23 protein-coding genes are annotated in these 25,727 nt (G+C 54.4%); 14 read left to right on the top strand and 9 right to left on the bottom strand.

All coding sequences use genetic code 11. The features are described 5' to 3' along the window. Window positions 1–10 precede the first annotated feature (10 nt). On the bottom strand, window positions 11–775 hold the full coding sequence (locus ABIE64_RS20920; RefSeq protein ID WP_354378505.1) for a 2-keto-4-pentenoate hydratase: 765 nt from the start codon (window positions 773–775) through the stop codon (window positions 11–13). 289 nt (window positions 776–1,064) lie between these two features. Between ABIE64_RS20920 and kdgD the strand changes: the two genes are divergently transcribed. The 9 genes from kdgD (at window position 1,065) to ABIE64_RS20965 (ending at window position 10,688) form a co-directional block, all read left to right on the top strand. Further along, entirely contained in the window at window positions 1,065–1,991 is a 927-nt protein-coding gene (gene kdgD, locus ABIE64_RS20925; protein WP_354378506.1) for a 5-dehydro-4-deoxyglucarate dehydratase, read from the top strand. A gap of 202 nt (window positions 1,992–2,193) precedes the next feature. Further along, window positions 2,194–3,186: a TRAP transporter substrate-binding protein gene (locus tag ABIE64_RS20930; RefSeq protein WP_354378507.1), complete on the top strand. Its 993-nt coding sequence runs from the start codon at window positions 2,194–2,196 to the stop codon at window positions 3,184–3,186. 94 nt (window positions 3,187–3,280) lie between these two features. Continuing rightward, window positions 3,281–3,826, top strand: a complete 546-nt coding sequence (locus ABIE64_RS20935; RefSeq protein WP_354378508.1) for a TRAP transporter small permease — start codon at window positions 3,281–3,283, stop codon at window positions 3,824–3,826. Beyond that, window positions 3,827–5,116 carry a TRAP transporter large permease gene (locus ABIE64_RS20940; protein ID WP_007091572.1) on the top strand — a complete coding sequence of 430 codons (1,290 nt, stop codon included), beginning with the start codon at window positions 3,827–3,829 and terminating at the stop codon, window positions 5,114–5,116. Window positions 5,117–5,149: 33 nt separating this feature from the next. Beyond that, window positions 5,150–5,944: an NAD-dependent epimerase/dehydratase family protein gene (locus tag ABIE64_RS20945; RefSeq protein WP_037988600.1), complete on the top strand. Its 795-nt coding sequence runs from the start codon at window positions 5,150–5,152 to the stop codon at window positions 5,942–5,944. Between the two features lie 139 nt (window positions 5,945–6,083). Continuing rightward, the gene (locus tag ABIE64_RS20950; RefSeq protein WP_354378509.1) at window positions 6,084–6,608 is read left to right on the top strand and encodes an RNA polymerase sigma factor; all 525 of its coding nucleotides are present in this window, start codon (window positions 6,084–6,086) and stop codon (window positions 6,606–6,608) included. 75 nt (window positions 6,609–6,683) lie between these two features. Then, complete coding sequence (locus ABIE64_RS20955; RefSeq protein ID WP_354378510.1) at window positions 6,684–7,736, top strand: FecR family protein; 1,053 nt, start codon at window positions 6,684–6,686, stop codon at window positions 7,734–7,736. Between the two features lie 82 nt (window positions 7,737–7,818). Continuing rightward, window positions 7,819–10,233 (top strand): TonB-dependent receptor, encoded by a 2,415-nt coding sequence (locus ABIE64_RS20960; protein WP_354378511.1) that lies wholly within the window; start codon window positions 7,819–7,821, stop codon window positions 10,231–10,233. A 71-nt stretch (window positions 10,234–10,304) separates the two neighbouring features. Next, window positions 10,305–10,688, top strand: a complete 384-nt coding sequence (locus ABIE64_RS20965; protein ID WP_007091567.1) for a hypothetical protein — start codon at window positions 10,305–10,307, stop codon at window positions 10,686–10,688. Here ABIE64_RS20965 and fhuB read toward each other — a convergent pair. Genes fhuB through ABIE64_RS20985 form a run of 4 tightly spaced genes read right to left on the bottom strand, consistent with a single transcriptional unit; the run spans window position 10,685 to window position 15,400 of the window. Beyond that, window positions 10,685–12,694, bottom strand: coding sequence for a Fe(3+)-hydroxamate ABC transporter permease FhuB (fhuB, locus tag ABIE64_RS20970; RefSeq protein WP_354378512.1), 2,010 nt, complete (start codon window positions 12,692–12,694; stop codon window positions 10,685–10,687). The genes ABIE64_RS20965 and fhuB overlap by 4 nt on opposite strands. A 32-nt stretch (window positions 12,695–12,726) precedes the next feature. After that, window positions 12,727–13,659 carry an ABC transporter substrate-binding protein gene (locus ABIE64_RS20975; protein WP_354378513.1) on the bottom strand — a complete coding sequence of 311 codons (933 nt, stop codon included), beginning with the start codon at window positions 13,657–13,659 and terminating at the stop codon, window positions 12,727–12,729. A 6-nt stretch (window positions 13,660–13,665) separates the two neighbouring features. After that, the gene (locus tag ABIE64_RS20980; RefSeq protein ID WP_354378514.1) at window positions 13,666–14,613 is read right to left on the bottom strand and encodes an iron-siderophore ABC transporter substrate-binding protein; all 948 of its coding nucleotides are present in this window, start codon (window positions 14,611–14,613) and stop codon (window positions 13,666–13,668) included. Between the two features lie 10 nt (window positions 14,614–14,623). Beyond that, complete coding sequence (locus ABIE64_RS20985; protein ID WP_354378515.1) at window positions 14,624–15,400, bottom strand: ABC transporter ATP-binding protein; 777 nt, start codon at window positions 15,398–15,400, stop codon at window positions 14,624–14,626. Between the two features lie 297 nt (window positions 15,401–15,697). Here ABIE64_RS20985 and ABIE64_RS20990 point away from each other — a divergent pair, with 297 nt between their 5' ends. Both ABIE64_RS20990 and ABIE64_RS20995 read left to right on the top strand, forming a co-directional pair. Further along, a complete protein-coding gene (locus ABIE64_RS20990; protein ID WP_354378517.1) occupies window positions 15,698–16,588 on the top strand; it encodes an SMP-30/gluconolactonase/LRE family protein in 891 nt (296 codons plus the stop codon). Window positions 16,589–16,763: 175 nt separating this feature from the next. Then, the gene (locus ABIE64_RS20995; RefSeq protein WP_354378518.1) at window positions 16,764–18,329 is read left to right on the top strand and encodes a YbaY family lipoprotein; all 1,566 of its coding nucleotides are present in this window, start codon (window positions 16,764–16,766) and stop codon (window positions 18,327–18,329) included. Between the two features lie 88 nt (window positions 18,330–18,417). Here the strand turns inward: ABIE64_RS20995 and ABIE64_RS21000 are convergent, their stop codons facing one another. Both ABIE64_RS21000 and ABIE64_RS21005 read right to left on the bottom strand, forming a co-directional pair. Next, window positions 18,418–18,924, bottom strand: a complete 507-nt coding sequence (locus ABIE64_RS21000) for a GNAT family N-acetyltransferase (protein ID WP_354378519.1) — start codon at window positions 18,922–18,924, stop codon at window positions 18,418–18,420. Window positions 18,925–18,935: 11 nt separating this feature from the next. Continuing rightward, a complete protein-coding gene (locus ABIE64_RS21005) occupies window positions 18,936–20,069 on the bottom strand; it encodes a type III PLP-dependent enzyme (protein ID WP_071240589.1) in 1,134 nt (377 codons plus the stop codon). 599 nt (window positions 20,070–20,668) lie between these two features. Between ABIE64_RS21005 and ABIE64_RS21010 the strand changes: the two genes are divergently transcribed. From ABIE64_RS21010 to ABIE64_RS21020, 3 genes are all read left to right on the top strand, one after another. Beyond that, complete coding sequence (locus ABIE64_RS21010; RefSeq protein ID WP_071240588.1) at window positions 20,669–21,895, top strand: SLC13 family permease; 1,227 nt, start codon at window positions 20,669–20,671, stop codon at window positions 21,893–21,895. A gap of 11 nt (window positions 21,896–21,906) precedes the next feature. Further along, window positions 21,907–22,320 (top strand): DUF3830 family protein, encoded by a 414-nt coding sequence (locus ABIE64_RS21015; protein WP_071240587.1) that lies wholly within the window; start codon window positions 21,907–21,909, stop codon window positions 22,318–22,320. Window positions 22,321–22,412: 92 nt separating this feature from the next. Continuing rightward, on the top strand, window positions 22,413–23,006 hold the full coding sequence (locus ABIE64_RS21020; protein WP_071240586.1) for a DedA family protein: 594 nt from the start codon (window positions 22,413–22,415) through the stop codon (window positions 23,004–23,006). 59 nt (window positions 23,007–23,065) lie between these two features. On the opposite strand, the gene ABIE64_RS21025 is transcribed toward ABIE64_RS21020, so the two are convergent. Both ABIE64_RS21025 and ABIE64_RS21030 read right to left on the bottom strand, forming a co-directional pair. Next, entirely contained in the window at window positions 23,066–24,712 is a 1,647-nt protein-coding gene (locus tag ABIE64_RS21025; RefSeq protein ID WP_354378520.1) for a U32 family peptidase, read from the bottom strand. Between the two features lie 170 nt (window positions 24,713–24,882). Next, window positions 24,883–25,671, bottom strand: coding sequence for a DeoR/GlpR family DNA-binding transcription regulator (locus tag ABIE64_RS21030; protein ID WP_354378521.1), 789 nt, complete (start codon window positions 25,669–25,671; stop codon window positions 24,883–24,885). Between the last annotated feature and the right edge of the window lie 56 nt (window positions 25,672–25,727).

A 25,727-nucleotide genomic window follows, 5' to 3' on the forward strand; every position in this document is an offset into this window, starting at 1 on the left:
CTGTACGTTTTCAGGCGGTTTTGATTTCGGCGCGCACGGTGCCGACACCTTCAAAAATCGCTTTGATACGGCCATGTTTGGTCAAGGTCGGCGGGGCGCAGGCCCCGGTGGTGATGACATCGCCTGCTTTTAAGTGCTGACCGCGTTTGGCGAGGAACCGCACCAGATAGGCCAATCCGCCAAACGGATCAGGCCATGCGGCGGGGTCGCTGTTTTGCGCCAGAACCTTGTCATCGGACCGTGTTTCTACCGGGCCATTCAGAAACGCCATATCGCGCCAATCGGCAATTTCCGGGCCAAGCACCAGATAGCCGGTGGAATTCAAATCGGCCAATGTCGAGACCGGTCCCTGTTTTTTGGTAAACCGGCGATCTGCGATCTCTATCGCCAGATGCACGCTTTTGATGTGATCAAGGATCGCTTTGGCGGTAGCATTGGCACCAGGAGTGCTCGCCATGACCACGGCAATCTCGGCCTCGATATTCGGGAAATGGACATCATTTGTGGTGATGGTGGCTCCGTCGGCAATGATTCGGCCATCAAGCAGTGGCCCGATCAACGGCCCGTCAAGCCCAAGCCCCGCCTGTGCGGCACGTGTTGCCACCGAGAGCTTCCAGCCGGTTTGTTTTGCACCTGTCAGGGCAAGGGTTGCCTGCTGAACCTCGTACGCCGTTTCGAAGTCGGTCGGGTTGGCACCGTCGGGCAGGGGATCAATCAGAATGTTTTGGGTGAAAGCATCGGCCAGAATTCGGCTTGCCTTGGTGATGTCGGTCATTCCCTGTGCCGATCCTTCTGTTTTTGGAGTGTTTTTCGTGGCGTTCTCAGCAGCCTAGCGGAGCATTTGAATGAAGTCATCATATCAATTTCCGGGAGTCGTCTCTTTTTGATGTAGGTTGCGTTTGTATGATGATTTTCGATAAAGGCGATAACGGTGAATAATCCCGGAAAGTGGCGGTTTTACACCCATACTAAAGTCGATAAGTAATATGATTGACACAATGATATGATGAATTTATAGAATCATCATAGGTTATGTCGCTGACTTGTGAATTGAAGGACGTTTTATGCAATATCAGGAACTGAAAACGGCAATTGGTGCCGGTCTGCTTTCTTTCCCGGTTACGCCGTTCAAGGTGGATGGTTCGCTGGATATGGATACCTACCGCACGCATGTCGGCTGGCTGGCGCAATTTCCGGCAGCAGCCCTGTTTGCGGCTGGTGGCACTGGGGAGTTTTTCTCGCTGACTCCGGCGGAAGTCGTTCAGACCGTGCGTGTCGCCAAGGAAGTCGCAGGCAACACTCCGATCATTGCCGGTTGCGGTTATGGCACCGCCATGGCCGTCGAACTGGCCCGTGAATGCGAAAAAGCCGGTGCCGATGGCCTGCTTTTGCTGCCGCAATATCTGATCGGTGCCAAGCAGGAAGGTCTGTATGAACGCGTCAAGGCGGTCTGCAATGCGGTCAAAATCGGTGTGATCGTTTACAACCGCGACAATGCGATCCTGTCTGCCGAAACGCTTTCTAAATTGTGTGATGAATGCCCGAACCTAGTCGGTTTCAAGGATGGTCACGGCGATATCGAACTGGTCACGCGCGTTTGTGTTACGATGGGCGATCGTCTTTCCTATATCGGTGGCATGCCGACGGCCGAAGTTTTTGCCAAGGCTTATAAGGCGGCGGGTGTGACCACCTATTCGTCGGCAATATTCAACTTTCTGCCCAAGCAGGCGTTGGAATTCTATGACGCGTTGACGAATGACGACGATGCAACGATGAACCGCATCCTGACCGAATTCTTCTATCCGTATCTTGCGGTCCGTGATCGCGGCACAGGTTATGCCGTATCAATCGTCAAGGCCGGCATGCGGGTTATCGGGCGCGATACCGGCCCGGTTCGCAGCCCGCTTACTGATCTGAGTGCAGAAGAACATGACATGCTGGCTGAAGTTATCTGCAAGGCGTTCGGCGAGGACGTATTGGAGGTCGCCTAAGCTGCACGAACCGGCAGGTGGCTTCTGCCGGGACTACCTCTGCGACGCTGCAAAAGCAAATGGCGCGCAAAATTCGGTTGTCAGAAAAACCATTACTTGTTGTTACAAGTAACAAGATGTAAGGTTTTCTGACAACAACTGGTCCCATCAGGGAAAACAAGACTTTAACGTTAAACGACATAAAGTCACGGGAGGAATATCAATGAACAAGTTTATGAAAACCACGACGCTGACACTTGCGGCGGCGGCGATGTCGGTTGCTTTTGTTGCCGGTGCGCAAGCACGTGAATGGCGCGGCTGGAATATCCATCCGGCAGACTATCCTGTTTCGACCGGGATGGAGGAATTCGCCCGTCTGATCAATGAAAAATCCGGTGGAAACCTTGAAGCCAAGGTTTATCACGGCGGCGTTCTGGGCGATCAGCCCGATGCCATCCAGCAGGTTCGCCTTGGCGGTCTGGACTGGGCTGTTTTCAACCTTGGTCCGTTGGGTGAAGTCGCACCCGAAGCCAACGTTGTTTCGCTGCCTTTCATCTTTAAAAACGTCGATGCCATGCATGACGTCATGGATGGTCCGGCAGGTCAGCAGATCGCAGACGGCCTTGCAAATGCGGGTCTTCAGGCACTTGGCTGGTACGATTCAGGTGCGCGTTCCTTCTATAACACCAAGCACCCGATCAACACGCCAGAAGACCTCAAGGGGCTTAAATTTCGCGTGATGAGCAACGATCTGTATGTACAGATGGTTGGTGCCCTTGGCGGTAACGCAACCCCGATGCCGTATGGCGAAGTTTACCAGTCGCTGAAAACCGGTGTGATCGACGGTGCGGAAAATAACTATCCGTCTTATGACAGCTCGGGCCATTTCGAAGCGGCGAAATACTATTCCGTGACCCAGCACCTGATCCTTCCGGAATGCCTGTGCGTCAACAAGTCGCTGTATGACGGTCTGTCGGATGACGAAAAGAAAATCCTTCAGGAAGCAGCCGATGAGTCGGTCAAGGTTCAGCGCGCTGCCTGGGCAGAACGTGCAGAACAGTCCAAAGAGAAAGTTGTTGCTGCCGGTATCGAAGTGAACGAAATCGCTGACAAGGCCGCGTTCCAGGATGCGATGAAGCCTGTCTATGACAACTTCATCAAAGCCAACCCGGATCTGGCCGGTCTGGTCAAGGCGATCCAGGACGCCCAGAAATAATTGATCAAGCCATGGAAGGGCGGCGATATTCTCGCCGCCCTTCTTTACGCTTGTATCCAGTCTTTTTCGTTAATCCATTTCTGGCGGCGTGCGAATGTTTTCTCAACTCACCGGGATGCTTGACCGTTTGGGTGGCAGACTTGCCAAAATCCTTAATCTGATCGGCGGAATTGCGCTGGTGGCGCTTATTCCCGCTTTTGCCTGGCTGGTTTTCGGGCGCTATGTGCTCAATGAAACCCCGACCTGGGTCGAGCAGCTTTCTCTGATCCTGATCGTTCTGATCACCTTTCCTGTTGCGGCCGCCTGTATCCGCGACAACAGCCATCTTTCGGTATCGTTTTTCCGCGATGCATTGCCGCCCAAGGCGGCGGCGGTCATGGCCCTGATCAGCTATGCCGCAATGGTGGTGTTTGGCTATTACATGTTTATCGGCGGATATGATCTTGTTGTCTTTAACTGGGCCAAGAAAATGCCGATCATTCACATTCCAGATGGCATGCGGTCGATCCCGATGATGGTTTGCGGCGCAGGCATCGCTTTTTACAGCGTTGTCCATATCCTTAAAATCCTCAGTGGCTGGAACACCATCGCACAAAGCCGTTTTTACAGTGACAAATTGCTTGATAAGGACACCGAATAAATGGGCATGACCATTCTTTTGGGCCTGTTTGCCATTGGCATTGTCATTGGTATGCCCGTTGCCCTCGCACTTGGCGTTGCTGCCCTTGCGACTTTCTTCTTCGAAGGTCTGCCAACCCTGATCGCATTTCAGCGCATCGGTTCGGGGATCAGTGCCTTTTCGCTTCTGGCCATTCCGTTCTTTATCTTTGCCGGTGAACTGATGCTGCATGGCGGGATCGCCAACCGGCTGGTACAGTTCGCAACCGCCCTTGTCGGCAGCCGCCGTGGCGGACTTGGCATTGTGAACGTATTTTCATCGATGCTGTTTGGCGGCATTTCCGGGTCTGCTGTTGCCGATACCTCCGCGCTTGGCTCGATCCTTATTCCGGTGATGAAAAAGGAAGGCTACCGTGCGGATTATGCGGTCAACGTCACGGTGACCTCGTCGATTGCGGGTATCATGATCCCGCCTAGCCATAACATGATCCTGTATGCTGTCGCGGCCGGTGGCGGGATTTCGATTTCCAAGCTGTTCATGGCCGGTCTGGTGCCGGGCATCATCATGTGTCTGTTGCTTGGGCTTGCCACTTGGCTGGTAGCGATAAAACACGGTTACCCGTCGGTTCCGTTTCCGGGATGGCGCGTTGTCGGGGTTACGGCCATTCGTGCCATTCCCGGATTTTTCACGGCGGTCATTATTGTCGGCGGCGTTCTGAGCGGTATCTTCACCGTGACAGAATCCGGTGCGATTGGCGTGGCTTATGCGTTGATCATTACCGGGATTGTTTATCGTGAACTCAATTGGGCGGGCTTTGTTGCTGCGGTCAAGCAATCGGCTAAAACGACGGCTCTTGTCATGTTGCTGGTCGGGTGTGCATCGGCCTATGGCTATATGCTGGCCTTCTATCAGGTGCCCGATGCACTGGCCCATGCGATTACATCGATCACCGATAATCCGATCATGGTTCTGTTGCTGATCAATCTTATGTTGCTGGTGGCGGGCATGATCATGGATATGGCGGCATTGATCCTGATTTGTACGCCGATCTTCCTGCCGCTGGCGACCCAGTTTGGCATGGATCCGATCCAGTTTGGCATGGTTTTGATGATGAATTTGGGCCTTGGCCTTTGTACGCCGCCGGTGGGTTCCTGCCTGTTTGTCGGTTGTGCGATTGGCGGGGTGAAGATTGAAAAGGCCGTCATGACGATCTGGCCGTTTTATCTGGCGATCCTGACGGCGCTTATGCTGACAACCTATGTGCCTGCGATTTCGCTGACGTTGCCGAACCTTGTGTTTGGTGGTGGCTGATCGCGGGGCAAGATGACTTCAAAGAGGAAGACAATGAAACGTTTGCTGATTACCGGTGCTGCTGGCAACCTTGGGAAAATCCTGCGTGAGGGGCTTAAAGGCTATGCCGATGTGCTGCGCCTTTCGGATATCGCGCCGATGGATCCGGCTGGTCCGGGCGAGGAAGTCGTGCCGTGCGATCTTTCGGATCGTTCGGCTGTCCATGAATTGACCAAGGATTGCGACGGGATCATTCATCTGGGCGGGATTTCGGTCGAAGCCGCATTTGATGACCTGCTGCAGGCCAATTTCCTTGGCACCTATAACCTGTATGAAGGTGCCCGCAAAAACGGCAAGCCACGCATCCTGTTTGCCAGTTCGAACCACGCCATCGGGTTCCACAAGCGCACGACCAAGCTTGATGACAAATCCGAACTGCGCCCTGACAGTCTGTATGGCGTCACCAAATGCTATGGCGAGGCCTTGGCGAGTTACTATTTCGACAAGTTCGATGTTGAAACCGTCTCGCTTCGTATCGGGTCATGTTTTGAAAAGCCGCGCGATCGCCGGATGTTGTCGACCTGGATGAGCCCGCGTGACTTCATTTCCCTGATGAAGGCAGTGTTTGATGCACCGATGACCGGCCATCTGGTGATGTATGGGGTTTCGAACAACCGCACCAAATGGTGGAGCAACGACCATGCCGAACTGATCGGCTGGCAGCCGCTGGATAGTTCCGAGATCTTCCGCGCAGAAATCGAGGCAGCCTTCCCGGTCGAAGACCGTCACGACCCGGCTGTGATCTATCAGGGTGGTGGTTTTGCTGCCAAAGGCCACTTTGAAGACTGATCAAATCACCGCTCACTTTAAAGTCAAAGGTCTGCGCAAGCGGGCCTTTTGCTTTTGGGATTGACCCTGAAACCGTGCGCTGTATAAGCATCGATGAAAATGATAACCGTTATCATTATTGATTAAGCCGGTGAGAGACATGACGGTCAGGGACCGTTTCTGGGATGGGATATATCAACAATACCACGGGCGCCTGTTGCGTCAGGTGCAGAAATATCTGCCCGCTGGCGAGGAAAGCCATGATGTGTTGCAAGACCTTTATATCCAACTTCGCAAACGTGCCGTCGACCCGCGCGACGTTGACAATCCGCCTGCCTATCTGATGCGAATGGCAACCAATCTGGCGATTGATACGCTGCGCCGTCGCAATCGAAATCCGCTTGATTTTACCGATCCCGCCGACCTTGCCGATATACCCGATGCAATCGGGGATAGTGTGACACCAGAACAAATAAGTGCAGACCGGCAACGTATCGCTATTGTCGGTCGGGCGATTGATGGATTGCCGCCGCGCTGCCGGGATGCTTTCCTGCTGTGCAAGCGCGACCATCTCAGCCCGGCGGAGGCCGCAGAAGCCCTTGGCATCAGTCGCAATATGGTCGAAAAACACTTGCGTCATGCTCTTAAACATTGTCGAACGGTGCTGGCGCGATATGAAAACTGAATATCCTCTTTGTGCGTTGCCATTCGTCTTTTACATATCAAACTATTCGATCAATTGCCGGATCCCGCCATTGCCATGACAGAGTTTCGCTATCCCGACGACTGCCAAAGCAATGAAGACATTGCCGATTTTTGGGCAATCCGACTTGACCAGGGGGATCTGGATCGATGTGAGCAGACGGCTTTTGAGAACTGGCAGGCTGAAAATTCAGGCAATGTGCGGCTTTTGATGCGGGCACGCCAGACATGGCGCAGCATGGAAATAGCCGTAACGGATAGTCCGCGACCAGCGCAGGAAAACACTGCAAGACAACCCGTCGATCTTGACGGCATCCGCGCCGATCTTGAACGTCTTGGCGCACTTGAAGGCGGGCAGGGGCGATTGCCGGGAATGCGATCCGGCAAACGCCGATTTCGGCCGAAGCTGGCGGCAGCTATCGGATTGGTCCTCGTCGGTCTGTTTGTGCTGGGCGGGCTTCGTCGCGATCCGGATCTGATCGCGGCCAACGATGCCAGTGCGGTCCGCGAAATTCACGAACTGACAGATGGTTCACGGGTCTGGATGGAACCGGGAACACGGCTTGCGGTCAAATATGATGATACCGGGCGCGATATTACGGTTCTTGAAGGTGGCATTTATATTGAAGTTGCTCCTGACAAATCCCGGCCTTTACGGGTTCGTCTGAATGATATTACCGCCCAGGCCGTCGGCACCGCCTTTGTGGCTTCGAAATGGGGGGGGCTCGCCCGGGTGGAAGTCAGCGAAGGTTTGGTCGATCTGCGCCAGAGTGACGGCAACATACGTTTGGCAAAGCTTTCCGCCGGGCGTGCCGCGTGGCAGTTGCCAACGGGTGACATGCGTTATGGTACGCGCGATGTGGATCGCATTGCCGGATGGCGGAATGGTCGCTGGATGGTTAACGATATGTCGCTTGAGGAATTGATCGCACGGATTTCGCCGCTTTTGCCGGGGCAGAACTTTATCCTTGATCCGCGTATGGGCGATATTTTCGTTACCGGAAATTTCGATCTGGCAAAACCCGACAGTGCGATGAATGCTCTGATGGCAGCCTATGATCTTGAAAATAAAGCCTATCCGGGTGGTTTTCATCTGATTTCAAAAAAATAAACAAAATGACCTCCTCATTCCCGCTACCCATTCGTCATGAGGGTAATAGTGATTTGCATTATTATCTTTCGGATATGGGGGAATGATCTTGAAACACGAACGAAGCGCGATGATGCGCCTGCTTGGAACAAGCGCACTTGTGTCTGTCCTGATGATCTGCAGTACCGGAATGGTGCAGGCACAGGACGCTAATACGGTCCATACAATCCGCATTGAAACGCAAGATCTCCGCGCGGCACTTGATCAACTGGCGACCGAGTTTGGTTTGCAGCTGATTGTACAGGGCGATCTTGCAGGGGTGGTTGCAACGCCGTTTGCAGGGGATGTAACCGCGACGGAAGCATTGCGAACCCTGCTGGAAGGTAGCGGGTATGATTTTGAGTTTATCGGGGCTGACAGCGTAAAAATCATTCCGGCGGCAAAGTCGGATAGTGGCGAGATCATCCTGCAGGATATTGTGGTTTCGGCAAGTCGTTCGAAACGCTCAATAAAAAGCATGTCTCCCTCAGTGGCGCTAATTGGCCGCGACCAGATTGAGGCGCAGCTCGCAAAGTCCAACAGTCTTTCGACCCTTTTGCGGGATGCTGTTCCCGGCTTTATGTTCGATGCGCAAACCCTGACCAGCAGCACGGAAACTTTCCGAGGGCGCGACATACAGGTGCTTGTTGACGGGATTGGTCGCAATACGCCGCTACGTAATTCCAGCCGCATTCTGTCAATGATTGATCCGGAACTGATCGAAAGCATCGAAGTTATTCCGGGTTCAAGCGCCCTGAACGGAGAGGGTGCAACCGGGGCGACGGTCAATATCGTAACCAAGACCGGGACACCGGGGGAGAACATCTTTGTTGTCGATACCCATGTAAAAGCATTCACTCAGGATATCGGTGACAGCCTTGCGCCGTCGCTTACTCTTTCCGGCAGCGGTGGCGTGGGGAAATTCGACTATGCTGCAAGTGTTACCGGATCAACATCCGAAAACCAGTATAGCGGCTATGGGAAACAAATGCCGTCCGACCCGATGATGGGGCAGGGTAGTTTTGACAATGCCGAGAATCTGAACCTGTTTGGCAAGCTCGGCTATGGTTTTCTTGAAGGACACCGGGTTTCGCTTTCGACCGAAATCGTCCGGTTCAGTCAGAAGCCGGATTACTATCCCGACGTGCGGGCCAATCCTGCGGCAGTGAATTTTTTGGCCCCATATGACGGGCAGCCGCTTGAGGAAGAAAGCGAATATTTGACTGCTGGATACGAGTTTGATCTGGGGGCTTTGGGCCGTGGCGATCTTAAACTGTTTTACAATGACACCTACAAGCAGGCGTCGCGGGCACAGTATGATGCGACCTATAATTTTGCACTGGTCGCATTACCGGGCAGCCCCGCGGTTGAGGATCCGCTGGGACAGTCGGTTATTGATGCGCAGAAATATGGGGTCAAACTTTCAACCGATACCGGAATTGACGATTTGTATGACGGACTGACACTTAGCTGGGGCGGGGATCTGACATTTGATGAGATCAAGTATCGCACCGTTAGTGGACGCGACATCGGCGCACCAATGGATCAGGACGGCAAGGCGGTTTTTGCCCAATTAAGTGCGCCGATCACGCGTTTTGTCGATGTTTCTGGCGGCGTTCGTTATGAGACATATGATCTGACGGTCGATGATTTCCTGCGGCCTAACTATATGCGCTATGTCGGTGGCGTCGCGAGTGCCTATTTCCCTGCAGCGCAATTTACCGGCGGCAGCACGACCTATGATGCCGTTACCTATAACGCATCTGCGGTGGTTCACTGGACCGATCAGTTTGATACATCACTGAGCTATAGCGAAGGTTTTGCCGTTCCCGATGTTGGTGCCTACACCCGTCGTGCCGGGACCCAAGGGGTACCACTGAATTTCTCGCAGATCGATGTCGAAGCATCCAAGGTCAAGACATATGAACTTGCCGCAAGTTATGACACGCGTAATTTCCGGACGTCTGGGGCAGTATATATGAGTACCAACGAACACGGTAACAATTTTGACCCTGCGACCAATGCGCTCAGTCAGGAAAAAGAACGCATCATCGGTGCGGAGCTGAGTGCAGAATATGATCTGACCGAAAATACCTATGTCGGGGCTTTGGCGTCTTATGTTGAAGGAAAATATGACAAAGATAAAGACGGCGATCTGGAAAGCTGGCTGCCCAACAACCGCATTCCATCGCCCTTCCGGTTCACGGGCTATGTCGACAGTTATGTCTGGGATGATCTGAATGTTCGGTTTGATGGCACATATACCGCCCAACGTAACCGTATCAAAGACGAGACAATCAAACCAAGTCTGGTTTTCAACCTGTCGGCCAATTACCCGGTGATGGGCGGAACGGCGCGGCTTGGCATCGAGAATATTCTTGATACCAGCTATGAAAACCCGGCAGCAACCGCCCTTCGCGGATATTCCATTGCCGGACTTGGCCGGACGATCCTGATCGGATTCCGTCGGGAATTCTGATCTGGCGGTATATAGCAGCATAGCAACCCGGCGGGGCGTCCCGCCGGGTGTTTCGGTGTTCAGGAGACGGAATGTTTACAAGTTCGGAACCGCGTCACGGGATTGTCCTGTTTGAAATGAAAGATGCCCAAAGCGAAGCGGACGGGGCTGCCTATATCACCGCCCTTCATGCGCTTTCGGTCCGAACACAACCGGTGCTTCTGATCATGACGGTTCAGGGCCATACTGATCAGGATCACGAAACCCGCAAACAGGCCGCCCTTTGGTTCAAGCAAAATCGTGGCAGGTTATCGGCGTTTCTGTTTGGCGTGATCCGGGTCGATGACCACGACCACGAAGGTCATGCCGAAGAATTGGAGAGCAGTAACTTTGCAAAGATGCTGCCATTTCCGATTAAACATGCTGATAGCCTTGAAAAGGCTTATGCGATGGCTGAGAACTGGCCAAAGCCCTAGCGTTTTCGGATTGCCAGAAACAGGAAATAGGCCGTCCCGATCAGTGCCGCGATCAGGCCGGTTGGCAGTTGTTGCGGATAAAGCAGGTTTCTGGCCATCCACTCGGCCACCATCATTACATTCGCCCCGATCAGAACCGCACCAAGCAAATGGCCGCCTGCAAGCCGATACCCGGCAATACGCGCCAAATGCGGTGCCATCAGTCCGACAAAACTAAGCGGCCCGACAAGCAGGGTGGCACTGGCGGCAAGGATGGCAGCAAGCAGCATGATGAAGAACTGGAAGCCTGAAATGCCAAGGCCTAGCGAGGTGGCCTGATCATTGCCAAATGATGCCAGTTCAAGCGGACGACGGACCGTAATCACCACAATCAGCAAGGCCACAGTAACCCCCGCGACGATGAGGACTTCGTCCATGCGGGTAAAATATGTGGTGCCGGCCAGCCAGGAAATCAGCATTGAGGTCTGTGTGCCGCTGCGGGTCAGAGCAATCCGTACAATGGCACCCAAAATGGCGGTTAAAGCAAGGCCGTTGAGTAATAGGTAATGCGGGGCGTGGGTGAATTTTCGGCATAAAAGTAATAAAATGATCAGCGAAATGATCCCGCCGACCGCCCCGACAAACATCAGATCTGCGCGTTGCCCGAAGCCAAAGAAGACAAGGGCGATGATCATGGCAAGTGCCGTAGCAGAACTGACGCCCGTAATTTCAGGGCTGGCCAAAGGATTGCGACCAACGCGTTGAATTAACGTGCCTGAAACCGCCAGTGCCGCACCACAAATGATCGCGGCAAAGGTGCGTTCGGAACGCTGGAGGAGGATGTCATGGAAGCTTTCACCGCCGGTCAGAAGCACAAAATCATGGCCGTTAAACGATACAAACAAAGATAAGCCGAGGCCTGTAACCAACCCTAATACCAGTACCAGGCTCAGCACATTTTTCGAGACAATCTGCTGATCGGGGTGGTGGTCCTCGCTTTGCTGGCCGGGCATGATCCGTGCCTTGCGCAGGATCAGAATGATGAAGGGGGCTCCGATCAATGCGGTGGCCGCACCTGTCGGAACGATGTCACCGCCAAGCCCATTCATCTGCCGGACAAGGAAGTCGATGCACAGCAATGCAAAGCCCCCGGTCAACAGCGAATAGATCATCAGATCGCGCGAACGCGTCAGACCGGCAATGCGCAGGGCGGCTGGAACCGCCAGACCGATAAAACCGATCAATCCGGCGGCCGAAATGACCGATGCGGTAATGAAGACGGCAAAGCCCAGAATCAGCAGTCGCAAGATGGTTACACGCGCACCAAGCGAGCTTGCGGTGTCGTCACCAAGGGCAAGAAGATCAAGCGGGCGTGAGAGCAACAGCACAACCGCAACACCAACCAGCAGGCGGGGCAAAACAAACTGCGTTGAGTCCCAGCCATTTTGCGCGAGATCTCCTGCCCCCCACATGAAGACCGATTGCAGATATTGTTCGTTAAACAGCAGGAAAATCTGCGTGCCCGATTGCAGCATCAGATTGATGATCATCCCGGCCAGGATCAGCCACAGTGTCGCATTGGCGCGCCGCGATGCAATCAGATAAACCGCGCCAAGGGCGATCATGCCACCGGCAAGGGCAGCGGCTTCTTTGAACGGGGCCAAGGCCGCAGGGGCCAGAAGCAGGAAAACCGTCAGGGCAAATTCAACACCGGCACCAACCCCAAGGGTGGTCGGCGATGCCAAGGGGTTGCGCAATACCGTCTGGATCGCCGCCCCAGCCAAGGCCAGACCGGCCCCGCAGATAAAGGCCATCGCGATACGGGGCAGGGTGCTGAAATGAAACAGGATTTGGTCGAAATCGGTTTCGTCGGGATGAAACAGCACATTCATCCCGGCGCCGTTTTGCAGGAACGGCCAAAGGTCGTTGATCAGGATGGCAACGGAACAGATCGCAAGGACAAGGCACAGGATCGCCGGGCCGCGATGGAAAAAGCGGTTCATGTCACTATTGATGGCGCGTGTCATTGCAGGGTTCGCTTCACGGGACTTTTGGCCGCTCATTTAACCGGGCCGCTTTCCATACTTTCGGCAAGAAGCCGGGCAAAGCGCAAGGCCGATGGCATGCCGCCATAGGCCCATACGACGGGCAATTCATAGACCCGGTCATTCTTAACGAAATCAAGGATTTTCCAGACCGGGGATGCCCAGACTTTTTCTCGGATCACGTCGGGCACCGGGTTCAGATACACCAGTGTATCCTGGGCGCGGGGCCCAAGAATCTCGACGCCACCCTTGGCAAAGCCCCAATTATTGACTGGCCCCTGATAGGCCAGCGGCAGGTCCATTTTTGCAAGTACCGTGCCGGGCAGAGATGATTTGCCATAAAGTCCGATATGACTTTCGGAGACGAACTGGGTAATGGCAAGGGCGCGCCCCGGCGGCATGGCGGCCCGGACACGATCGCCATATTCAGCGAATTTGACATCGGCATTGTCAAGCCATGCTTTGGCTTCGGCTTGACGATCGGTGGCCTTGGCGACGGTTTCGAGAAGTTTTTGCGCCTCGGGCAGGGCATCGCGATTGTTGTTATAGACCGACAATACGATGGTTGGAGCGATGGCATTGAAACTGTCATATGCCATTTCAAGGTTCTTGCTGATCACGATCAGGTCGGGCTTGGCCGCGCGCAGAGCTTCCATATTGGGGGCGGCGCGCTGGCCAATATCGGTGAAGTTCTCGGGAAGGTCCGGCTTGGCAACCCAGTCAAGGTAATCGTCGGGATCGGCAATTGCGACCGGGTCCAACCCCAGTGCAATGACGGTTTCGGTTGTCGCCCAATTGGTCACGGCAATGCGTTTAGCAGGGGCATCAAGCTTCAGGGTGCCGCGCTCATGTTCAATGGTGATCGGATCGGCATGGGCCATTTGGGGCGTAAGTGGTGCGGTTAAACCGGCGATCACGAAGAGGCGAAGAAACAGGTGTCTGATCATATCGGTTTACGACCCCTGTGCGGTGGTCTTGGTCACGGCATCAGCAAGCTGTTCGGCAAAACGTGCTGCCGACAAAAGCCCGCCAAATGTCCAGCTTGCAGGGACTTCATAGATGGTGTTTTGCCGGTTGAACGGCAGCGCCTTCCAGACCGGAGAGGCAAAAAGTTTGGCCTTTACCGGATCGGGGGTGGGTTCGATATAGGCGACATGAGCCGGGCCGAGTTTGGCAAGATCGCCAATTTCGCCATTGCTGAAGCCCCAGCCATTAAGCGGGCCGGTCCATGCATTGGCAAATCCCATCCGCGCCAGTGTCGATCCGAAAAGCGATGTAGTGCCGTGAATGCGGAAATGGGCACCATCAAGGATGCGTACGACCGAGAATTTGGCATCATCACCAACGGCCTTGCGGATGCGGTCGGCGGCGGCGGCGACCCGTTGATTGGCCGACGCGATGATTTCCTCGGCCTTGTCGCTGCGCCCGGTCAGTTTACCGATATTGCGCGTGAGCTCCTCGGCCTTTTCAAGGGCGGACTGATCGCTGTTATAGATCGAATAGACCATGGTTGGGGCAAGAGCCGATAGCTTGTCATAGGCCATGGCGACTTCGTTACTGATCAGGATGACGTCGGGGCGACTATCGCGCAGAACTTCGAGGTTAGGGGATCTGCGTTCGCCAAGATCGGCAAATTCAGCGGGTAGGGCAGGTTCGACGACCCATGCGCGATATCCGTCGGCCTCCGGGATGGCGACCGGATCAAGACCAAGGGCCAGAACCGTTTCCGTCAGTGACCAGTTCGATACGGCAATCCGGGTCGGGGGTGTTGCGAAATTTACCGTTCCCATTTCATGGCGATAGGTTTCAGCCAATGCGATTGTCGGGGCGATGGTCGGTGCAAGGATGCCGGTTGCAATCATGCAGGAACAGGCAATTGAAGCGATCAGACGGTTTCGCATGGTCAGGGTCCTAGGCTATGTAACTGACATAATGAGTGGATTCCGGCAAGCGGATCACACCTATTTCGGTTTGGAAAATATCGCGAAGCGTATCGGCCTGCATGAAGTCGGCTGCTGTGCCCTGCCAGCACGTTCGGCCGCCGCGAAGGGCGAGGATATGATCGGCAAACCGCCCGACCATGTCGATATCGTGCAGAACGGCAATCACGGTAAGGCCGATTTCGGATTTAAGATTGGCGACAAGTTGCAGGATGTCGCGTTGATGACCGACATCAAGGGCGGATGTCGGTTCATCAAGCAACAGAACTGGGGCATCCTGGGCAAGCAGCATGGCGAGCCAGACACGTTGGCGTTCCCCACCCGAAAGACTTGCGACAAAGCGGTCGGCAAATTCGGTGACGTGGGTCATTTCTATGGCACGGTCGATTTTTTCGTGATCTTCCGCGCGATATCGGCCAAAGGCACCGCGCCACGGATATCGGCCAAAGGCAACCAGTTCGCGGACACTGAGATGGGCCGGGACAATCGGGCTTTGCGGCAGATAGGCGACCTTACGGGCGAAATCGCGCGTGCTGTGAGTATCTAGAATCCGGGTATCGAGCGTGATCTGGCCGGATGCCGGTTTATTTTTGCGGGCGAGCAATTTCAAAAGCGTACTTTTGCCCGATCCGTTATGTCCGACAATCGCGCTGAATTCGCCTGTCGGGAAGCACACCGATATATCGCCAAGCAGCGTTTTCGGGTTCTTGCCTTCGCTTTGGAAGGAGACATTTTTCAGATCGAACATTGGGCGGAAACTCGCAAGAAGTCGGTGCCGATGCGAAATGACGGATTATATCCGGCAAAGCAGGCAACTGAATATGAGAATGCCTATCAATAACCAAATGAAAATGCAACCGAGTTGCGATTGCGATCCATGGTTTAAGTTAATCATCATACAAAATGACTTTTCAGTTTCTCCCTTTCGCGATAGCAATAGACATAACGATTTCCCTGCGCCGGATCGTGGCTTGATGGCCGACTGGTTTGCATTAAGGGGACAGGTTAAAACGGGGAAAACCCGCCAGAATATCAGGGAGATATTATGTCCAAAGTTAAAACGGTCCTGCCAAATCTGCGCTGTACGCTGGGCGAAGGACCGCATTGGGATGTTGAGGATGGTGTCCTTTATTGGGTCGACATTGTCGGCAAAACCGCATTCGCCTTGCGCCCGAGCGATGGCGGATCGCGCAGTTGGACTTTCAATCAGCCAGTATCGGCGATCGTGCCACGCACGAGTGGCGGGCTGTTGGTGGCCTTGGCCGACGGTTTGGCGTTTCTGGATGCCGAAAGTGGACAGACCACGCCGTTTGTTGCCCCAGATGCAGATCACCCCGGCAATCGGTCCAACGAGGCGCGTGTCGATCCGGCAGGGCGGTTCTGGCTCGGGACCATGCAAAACAATATTGGTCCGAATGGCGAAGACCTGCCCGTGACGGTTTCGACGGGAACTTTGAACCGGGTCGAGCCGAATGGCGATATCAAACGCTTTGTTGCTGATATCGGGATTTCCAATACGTTGCTGTGGTCGGCCGATGGCACAAAGATGTTCTTTGGCGACACGATCAGGAACACGCTTGATGTCTATGATTTCGATATGGCGACCGGTGTGCCTTCAAACCCGAAACCGTTCTTTGGTCCGCACGCACGCGGGAATATGGATGGATCGGCAATGGATGCGGATGGCTATATCTGGAACGCGCGTTGGGGGGGGAGTTGCCTGATCCGGTTTGCACCCGATGGATCGGTGGATCGTATTGTCGAATTGCCGGTGACCCAGCCGACCAGTTGTGTTTTTGGTGGCCCGGATCTTAAAACGCTTTATATCACGTCAGCATCCGTCGGGCTGGACGGCAATGGCAACGATCTTGAAGGTGCTTTGTTGGCGATTGAAACCGATGTGGCGGGGCAGGTTTGCACCCGCTTTGCCGGTTAGGCAGGTACTGGGTTCCATGGTGTCAGGCGGTTTTGCCGCCTGAGTGCCGTGATGAAATAACATAACTTTAATCAGTAATTTTGCCGCTTTTTGGCCTTGGTTTTCTTGCTGTTTGCGTTCACGATTAGGGGTGGGGGACTACACCCGATAAAAACACGAGCAAACTGAGGCCATAATGAAACTCTCTTCATGGATTTGGGGAAGGTTGCAGGCGGTATTGATGATCGGGCTTTTGGCCCTGGTCACGGGCTGTACCGGACTACAATCCAATCAGGACCGGGTTACCGGCACCGTCGTTTTCCGCGAAAGGATTGCGCTGGCACCAAACAGTGCGAACCTTGTCGTGCGACTTCTTGATGTATCAAAAGCCGATGCGCCGTCGATGGAAATTGCATCCGTCACCCATCCGGCGACCAATCCGCCGATGGTATTTATCCTGCCCTATGACGCCAAACAGATTGATCCACGCCATCGTTATGTGATTGAGGCAAAGATCGAGACCAAGAATGGCGATCTTCTGTTTCGCAATGATCAGGCATATCCCGTGCTGACGAATGATTCGCCCGATGATGTCGCGGTTCTGGTCAAGCGCGCCGGACCGGAATCCGCCGCCGCCGCACGGAATGGCGGCAGCTCCGATGTTGATCGCGATGTAGCGGCCATCAAGGCGCAATTGCCCGACCTGCGCGTGATCCCGGGCAGTTATAGTGCTGGGGACAGCAAGACGACATTCAAGGCCTATGTCACGACAGACGGTGAGCCGGTCTATGTCGAGGAACATCGTGACCTTGGCGATTATGGCAGTTCGGATATCAAATTCTATTACCGTAATGGCACATTGCTGCGCTTCACCGAAGATGCCAAGCGTATCAATTTTGGCGGCAGCAGCGATGGCGAGACATTGAACTTTACCCTGAATCTTGATTTTGCGATGGGACGGTTTGCCGGTGGATCAAAAACCGTCGATGGCACACCGGGTACCCCGGATGAACATGAAGTCAGCGGTGCGATGGCACAAAGCAAGGTTGCATTAAGCCGGATCGAAGCCGCCCTGGGCGAGGCGGCAATGGCCCCGGTTACCGGACGCCAGACCTTTGTCTGCGAGGATAAAAGCCGGTTCTATGCAACATTTGAAGGCCGCAAGGACGAGGCGGTCGTGGAATTCCTTGGCCGGGAACCCCTGATTCTGAACATCAAGCGGACCGGGTCGGGATACGAATATGCCAACGAGATATATTCAATTCGTGGGAAAGGGCAGGAAGCGATCTGGACCGGGCCGAGTGGTTCGACCAAATGTGCGGTTTCGGCCGAAATTACCGGGCTTGCACTTGCCCCCGGCGATTTCCCGGTCGTCGATATCGAGGAACTTGAAAAGCCCGACAATCCGGAATGGACACGTTTGATCAACGAACTGATGCCAGCAATCAATTCCTGCCTTGCCGTATCAAGCGGTGATCTGACATCGGTTCTGAAAGCCTGGCCGTTGAACCATGGCATGGTCGGCGTTCGCACGATCAATAATAATGGCGGGCGCTATGACTGTCTTGCGCCAGCAGATGGACTTGGCGAGGTTCATACCGAACTGGTCGAGGCCAATACCAACCGTCTGCCAGGCGAGGGAACCGTGCGCTTTACTCCGGCAAGCGGGGCCTATCCCGGCGGCGAATGTTTCAGCCATCAGCGGCTTGAACATAACGGTATCTTTATCGGCTGGCTGTCGCGCAACAACTGCACTAGTTGATGATCGAAAAGCCCGCAACAGAGAAGCCCCGCAGCATCAGCTGCGGGGCTTTTTAATCAGATTAAGGTCGTTTTATCAATGTGCCAACTTAATGTGTCATCTGGCCAGTGGCCCGAAGGATGCCCGTGGAACCTGAAAGGGCATCGCCATTGCCAAGATTGATGCCAAGGAACCGATGGCGATCAAAATGTCCGGGCATCAGAAGCCCGTTGGCAGGGGCCGCATGGAAGCCGAAGCGCGCGTAATAATCCGGGTCGCCGACCAGCAGAGCTGACTGGTGCCCTGCTGACTGTGCAGCATTGAGCGCCGCATACATCAAACCCGCACCAACGCCCGAGCCGTTATAGGCCTTTTCAACCGCAAGCGGCCCCAGCAACAGCGAAGATCCGCTGTCACCGGCTTTGACATTCCACAACCGGACGGTTCCGATCATGTGTTTGCCATCAAAGGCGACAAACGCCAGGCCATCAGCCGGAAGGCGGCCACGACGCAGCAATTCAGACGATTTCTGAAAGCGCGCCGGACCCATGACGCGATCAAGCAGCTTTTCACGTTCAACGTGCGAAAGGCTGTTTTCGCGATCAATCACGATCATCGATGCGATCCCTAGATCACATAGGCGGTCAGCGGTGCGAAACCGTTGAACGCCACCGAGGCATAAGTGGTGGTATAGGCACCGGTTGCTTCGATCAGAACCTCGTCACCGATTGTCAGTGCAACCGGCAGGTCGTAGGGTTTCTTTTCGTAGAGTACGTCGGCCGAATCACAGGTCGGACCGGCAAGAACGCACGGTGCAACATCGCCGCCGTCATGGATCGTGGTGATCGGATAACGGATTGCCTCGTCCATGGTTTCGGCGAGGCCGCCGAATTTACCGATATCAAGGTAAACCCAACGCACATCGTCATCGGCATGTTTGCGCGAAATCAGAACGACTTCAGCTTTGATCACGCCTGCATCGCCAACCATGCCACGGCCCGGTTCTATGATGGTTTCGGGCATGTGATTGCCGAAATGGGTGTGAAGCGCGTCAATGATTGCGGCACCGTACGCTTCGGTTGCCGGAACGTCGCGCAGATAACGGGTCGGGAAACCGCCGCCCATATTGACCATGCGAAGGCCGATGCCCTTTTCGGCCAGGGTGCGGAAAATCGAAGAGGCTTCTGCAAGGGCGATGTTCCAAGCATCAAGATTGCACTGCTGCGATCCGACATGGAAGGAAACGCCATAGGCGTCCAGACCCATGTGATGGGCATGTTCGAGTACTTCAAGCGCCATGCTCGGCGCGCAACCGAATTTGCGCGACAGCGGCCATTCGGCACCTTCGCCATCGGTCAGGATGCGGCAGAACACACGCGAAGCCGGCGCAACACGGGCAATCTTTTCGACTTCTTCGACGCAATCAACGGCGAACAGACGAACACCCATTTCGTAGGCACGCGCAATATCGCGTTCTTTCTTGATAGTGTTGCCAAACGAAATACGCTCTGGGCTCGCACCTGCGGCCATTGCCATTTCGATTTCGGGCACGGATGCAGTGTCGAAGTTGCTACCAAGATCGGCAAGCAGGCTGAGAACTTCCGGTGCCGGGTTTGCCTTGACCGCATAGAAAATGCGGGAATCCGGCAGGGCACGGGTGAAGGTTTCGTAGTTACGCTGAACCACGTCAAGGTCGACGACCAGGCACGGACCTTCCGGTCGGTTCTGGGCGAGAAAATCGATAATACGCTGCGTTGCCATTGGGGCGTTCTCCCATTCCACGATATGGCAGCTTGCGGTACCTGATGCGTTTAGGCGCGGTGGAGGCGCATTAACGCGGACTACCGTCAGGCTGATAAGCTCCGGTGCCTACCGGAACTTGCGAAACTTTTTGCCTCGCTATGGATGGGAGTTTCCCGTCCGCACGTAGGGCAATGATGGTGTGCCTCTTCAGTGTCGGTGGTATTTGGACAACCACCTGAGACCAAAAAAGCCCTACACCGTCGTTGCTTTAAGTAAGTCCTACAGGGTTCCATAAGCAGGACCACCACAGGCACGTGCGACTTTGGGCAAGTCGCGATGTACGCCTGTTAAACTCCACGTGCAAGTGAAATTTTATGGCGTTTTGTCATGGAACAACCGCAGAAACGTCGAACAAAGCATGTTGCTTCGCACAAAATGGCGCGAAAGGCCGGTTTTTGGATTGGCAAGAAGGTGATTTATCGGATTTCAACATGGGGCATTGCAATTTGTGCATATCCCGCAGCCTGCCCGAGATGTGATTGACCGCGTCCGATTACCAGAGTAGCGGTAAATAACAGGCTGCTATTGCGCGCCGAATTTAAACAGGATGGAACGGATTGGACTGGCTGGTTGTTGCCGTATTTGGCGGAGTCTACATCGGCATGGCGCTGGGGCGTTGGCCGGGGCTTGCGATCAATCGCACGGGGATTGCGCTGATCGGGGCGCTGGTGCTTTTGTTAAGCGGCGCGGTTGATGGGGATGCGGCACTCGCATCGGTCGATTTCGCGACACTTTCGGTTTTGCTGACCCTGATGGTGTTGTCATCGCAATATGCCGCCAGCGGTTTCTTTGACTGGATCGGTAGCCGGATCACCCATCTTGATTTGACTCCTCGCGGGCTTCTGGCCGGGGTGATTGCAATTTGTGGCGGCCTGTCGGCGGTGATGACCAATGATGTTGTCGTCTGGGCGGTGACGCCGATCCTGATACAGGGGGTAATGGCGCGCCGTCTTGATCCGCGTCCCTATGTGATTGCCGTGGCGTGTGCGGCCAATGCCGGATCGGCCGCGACCCTGATCGGTAATCCGCAGAACCTGATGATTGCCGAATTCGGGCAGCTTGATTTCACAGCCTTTCTTCTGGCGTGTGGTGTGCCTGCCCTGATCGGGCTTTTGATTGTTTATGGGGTGATTGCCTTTGGCCCGATGACGCGCGCCGCGTTTGATCAGGTGCCAAACGGTGCGGCATTGGATGAAGGCGCGCCGATCCGTCTTGACCGGCCGATGCTGATCAAGGCATTGGCCGCGACCCTTGCGGTAATTGCGATCTTTATCTTTGTCGAGGACCGCGCGCTTTGGTCATTGCTGATTGTGGCCGTGCTGTTGCTCAGCCGAAGGCTTGGCACTGATCAGGTGTTGGGCAGGGTCGACTGGCATTTGCTGGCCCTGTTTTGCGGGCTGTTCATCGTTACAGGGGCAATGGCCGGGGATGATGCGATTGCCGCGTTTTTCCGTGATGCTTTGTCCGGGCTTCGGATTGATAATCCGGCGGTGCTGGCAACCCTTTCGCTTGCGGGCAGTAACACGATTGGCAATGTGCCGTTGGTCATGATGTTGCTGTCGCTTGGCCCGGACTGGACGCCGGAGCTGTTGCATGGGCTTGCGGTTTTCAGCACATTGTCGGGCAACTTTTTAATTGTCGGTTCGGTTGCCAATATCATCGCGGTCGAACAGGCCCGTGCCGCCGGTATTACCATCGGCTTTGGCGATTATGCCCGCATCGGCATCCCGGTTACCCTGATCAGTCTTGCGTTTGCGTGGGGCTGGATCATGCTATTTGTTTGAATGGATTTATCATGACCAAGATTAAAATCACCGCTGGCCCTTTTACCTTTGACGGGGTGCTTGAAACCGACAAGGCGCCGCAAACCTGCAAGGCTTTCATGGATCGCATGCCGTTTGAAAGCAAAGCCGTCCATGTCCGATGGAGCGGCGAGGGCGTGTGGATGCCGCTTGGCGATTATCAGTTTGGTGTCGGTTACGAAAACCATACCAGTTTTCCGGCTCCGGGCCAGATCATCCTCTATCCCGGCGGGATCAGCGAAACCGAAATCCTGCTGGCCTATGGCGGTGTGCATTTCGCATCCAAGGTCGGCCAGCTTGCCGGAAACCATTTCATCACGGTCACCAGCAATCTTGAGGACCTTGATAAGCTCGGCAAGATGACGCTTTGGGAAGGTGCCCAGCCTATCCGGTTTGAGATGGTGTGATCGCGTCCGCAGTGTGAAGCCGCACACTCGCTTATATGACCTGACTGATCTAGAAGCCTTCTTATCTTTGGGGCAGGCAGGCGAGTGCGGACGTGTTCGAGACAATAAATCTTTGGATTCAGGATCATCAGCAACTGGTCTATACGCTGATCTTTACCTATTGCGTCAGCAAGGCCAGCATCCTGCCGGTTTTTGTCGGCATCTTTGTCGTATCCGAAAGCCTTCTGATCGGGCCATCCATGGCTGCGATGATTTCCGGCGCATTTGTCGGAGACATGGTGCGCTTTTGGCTGGGCCGGAAATATGGCGATGCGATTGTCAGAAAACTTCCTGACTCGTTTTCAAAGTGGCTGGGCAAAACCATGTGCCTGTTCGAGCATTATGGTGTCGCCTATATCATGCTGTGTCGCTATCCCAACACCGTCCGCTCGATCAGTGTGTTTCCGGTCGGCATGAGTTCCATGGCATTTATGCGGTTCCTGCCTCTGAGCATCATCTCGATCCTGATCTGGATCGGAGCGTTCTTTGCGCTTGGATACGTCTTGGGCGAGGGGATGTCGGAACTTCTGGAACGCAATCTGACGCTACTCAGTCCGATCCTGCTTGTTATGTTTCTTGCCTTGGGCTGGCTGGGCTTGCGCCGGATCGACAAGCTTGAGCAACAGGCCGAAAAGGCAATCAGGTAGCCAAAAGAAAACGGCAGCCTGATCTGACTGCCGTTTCTGTCTTCGGGCTTGGCGCGAGCTTATTCAGCCGCAATCGTTTTGCCGTCTTTTTCGAGCATCTCGCCCTGTTTGCGTTTGGCAAGAATTTCACGCGCCTTGGCGTAGCTTTCATCGTGCCAGAAGATCAGGCAGCCATTACAGCCACGGCCGCAGCATCCCTTGGTGCCGATGCGGGGCGTTCTGAAAGAGCGTTCTTTCTGGCGGTCATCAAGGGCGCTCTGAAGCGCTTCGCGTTTGGCGTCATAGCGTTCTTCATTGCCTTTGCCCATTTCGATCTTGTGGCCTTCCTGATCAAGTTTCAGGCGTTGCCATTCGTCTTCGGACAGGGCCTTTTCCTTGCGCACGATGGTCATCGGCAGGATTTCGCGCTTCAGGAATTCAGGGTCTTCCTGTTCAAACAGGGAGAACGGCAGGCGGATGCGCGGATGGGTGTTGGCATGCACCGCTTCGCCGACCTTGCCGGTGGCAGCATCAATGAATTCATACATGCGGATGAAAATGGTCTGGCGCGAGCGCGGCGGGACGATTTCGATCACATCGCCGGGCAGCATGCGGTTTTTGACCGACATGATGAAGGCGTCGTCTTCGACTTCTTCAATCATCCCGGCAAATTCCCAATCGGACACATTGGTATTACTGTCATAGCCATGTGCATAATTGGTCAGACGGCCATCATGGAATGCCAACGTATAGCCACGGTTCGGGATGGTCGCCAGTTCCTTCATATATTCTTCGGCAGACCAGTTTTCCGGGTCCTTGTACCAGTCATCAATGGCCATCCGATACGCACGTGCAACCAGCCCCGCGTAATAGGGGCTTTTGCCGCGGCCTTCGACCTTGAGGCTATCGACACCGATTTTCAGGTAATCTTCGAGCTTCGGCATGATGCAAAGATCGCGCGAATTGAGGATGTAGGAGCCGCGTTCGTCTTCCTGAATTTCCATCAGTTCGCCCGGACGCATGTCTTCTTCAAGGAAGAAGTCAAACATTTCGAGGTTTTCTTCGGTCAGTTTGAGTTCCTTGACCGTGCCGTCCTTGAGCTTCATGTGGACTTTGTATTTCCAGCGGCACGAATTGGCACATGCCCCCTGATTGGCGCCGCGTTCGGCCATGAAGTTCGACAACAGGCAACGCCCGGAATAGGTCATGCACATCGAGCCATGCACGAAGGCCTCGATCTTGATGTCCTGGCATTTGGCGCGGATTTCGGTCAGTTCCTCGTAGGAAACCTCGCGGCCCAGAACGACCAGTTTGGCGCCGATGCTTTGCCAGAATTTGACCGATTGCCAAGAACAGACATTGGCCTGTGTCGAAACATGCAGGTCAAGTTCCGGTGCATGTTCACAGACAAACATGAAAACACCGGGATCGGCAACGATCAGCCCGTCGGGGCGGACCTTGCGCACGGTGTCGACATATTCCGGCAGCTTGTCGATATCCTTGTTATGCGAGAACAGGTTCAGCGTCAGGTAAACGCGAACGCCATGTTCATGGGCAAAGTCGATCCCTTCGACCACATCATCAAGCGACATCTGGCTTTTGACCCGAAGTGAGAGGTCCGGCGTGCCCATGTAAACCGCGTCAGCCCCATAAAGGACGGCGACTTTCAGTTTTTCGAGCGAGCCAGCGGGCATCAGCAATTCGGAACGGCGCGATTGATTACTCATCACTTGCGGGTCTTTTCTATTTTCTCGTCTGCGGGAAATCTTGTGTTGCGGCTTCTATCACAGCCTGCTGCCTGTGCCGATTAAAATCGCATATTTGCGCTATGTTGCATAGGAGCATTGCTGCGCAACAGCCATGTCCTTGCATTACGAAGTGTTGGTGTCACTCTCTATCAGACGACGGTGATGCAGACCCCTGCCTGTTCAAAGGCATCATTGATGTGGGGTGGTGGGATCATGTCGGTAACGAAATCACTGAAATCCGTGGTTTCGGCAATTCGCATGAAGGGATGGGCTTGGAATTTCGATTGATCCGCAATCAGGATGCTGTGCCGTGACGAGCGGATCGCTGCATTCTTGATCGCGACCTTTTGCCTGTCATGATCGAGCGGTGTGCCATTTTTATCAAAGCCCGAACACCCGATCACGCAGTAATCAAAGGCAAAGCGTCGAATGGCTGCGGGGGCGTCGTTGCTGACCAAGGATCCGTCGCTGCCATATATAAGGCCACCGATAACGTGAATCTCCTGATGCGATTGCGCCGAGGCGATTGAAGCGCACAGCAAGCTGTTGGTCACCAGTCGCAGGTTACGATGTTTACCAAGGGCGCGAGCAAGGGCTTCGACCGTGGTGCCGACATCAAGAAATACAGATGCCCCGTTCGGGATCATGCGTGCTGCGCGCTCTCCGATACGTTGTTTGGCTTCTGGCGAAAGGCGGTTTTTCTGTTCATGTCCCAGACGGACCATGCTGTTGGGCAGGCCTGCGCCGCCATGAAAACGTTGCAAAAATCCGTGTTTGCTGAGGTCGATGACATCGCGACGAATGGTTTGTGTCGACACGTCAAAAATGTCGGCCAAAGCTTCAAGAGTTGCAAATCCCTGATCGCGGATGATGTGAAGGATTTCATTTTGTCTGGGGCTCAGATCGACTGGAGTATCGTGCGTCGTCGGCGATGTCATTCTTCTGCCTTGTAATCTTTTCTGGTTTCGAATTGTAAATTAGTTTACATAACGGG

Origin of the sequence: Thalassospira sp. MBR-102 (genome assembly GCF_040549275.1) — a bacterium.
GTDB lineage: Bacteria > Pseudomonadota > Alphaproteobacteria > Rhodospirillales > Thalassospiraceae > Thalassospira > Thalassospira xiamenensis.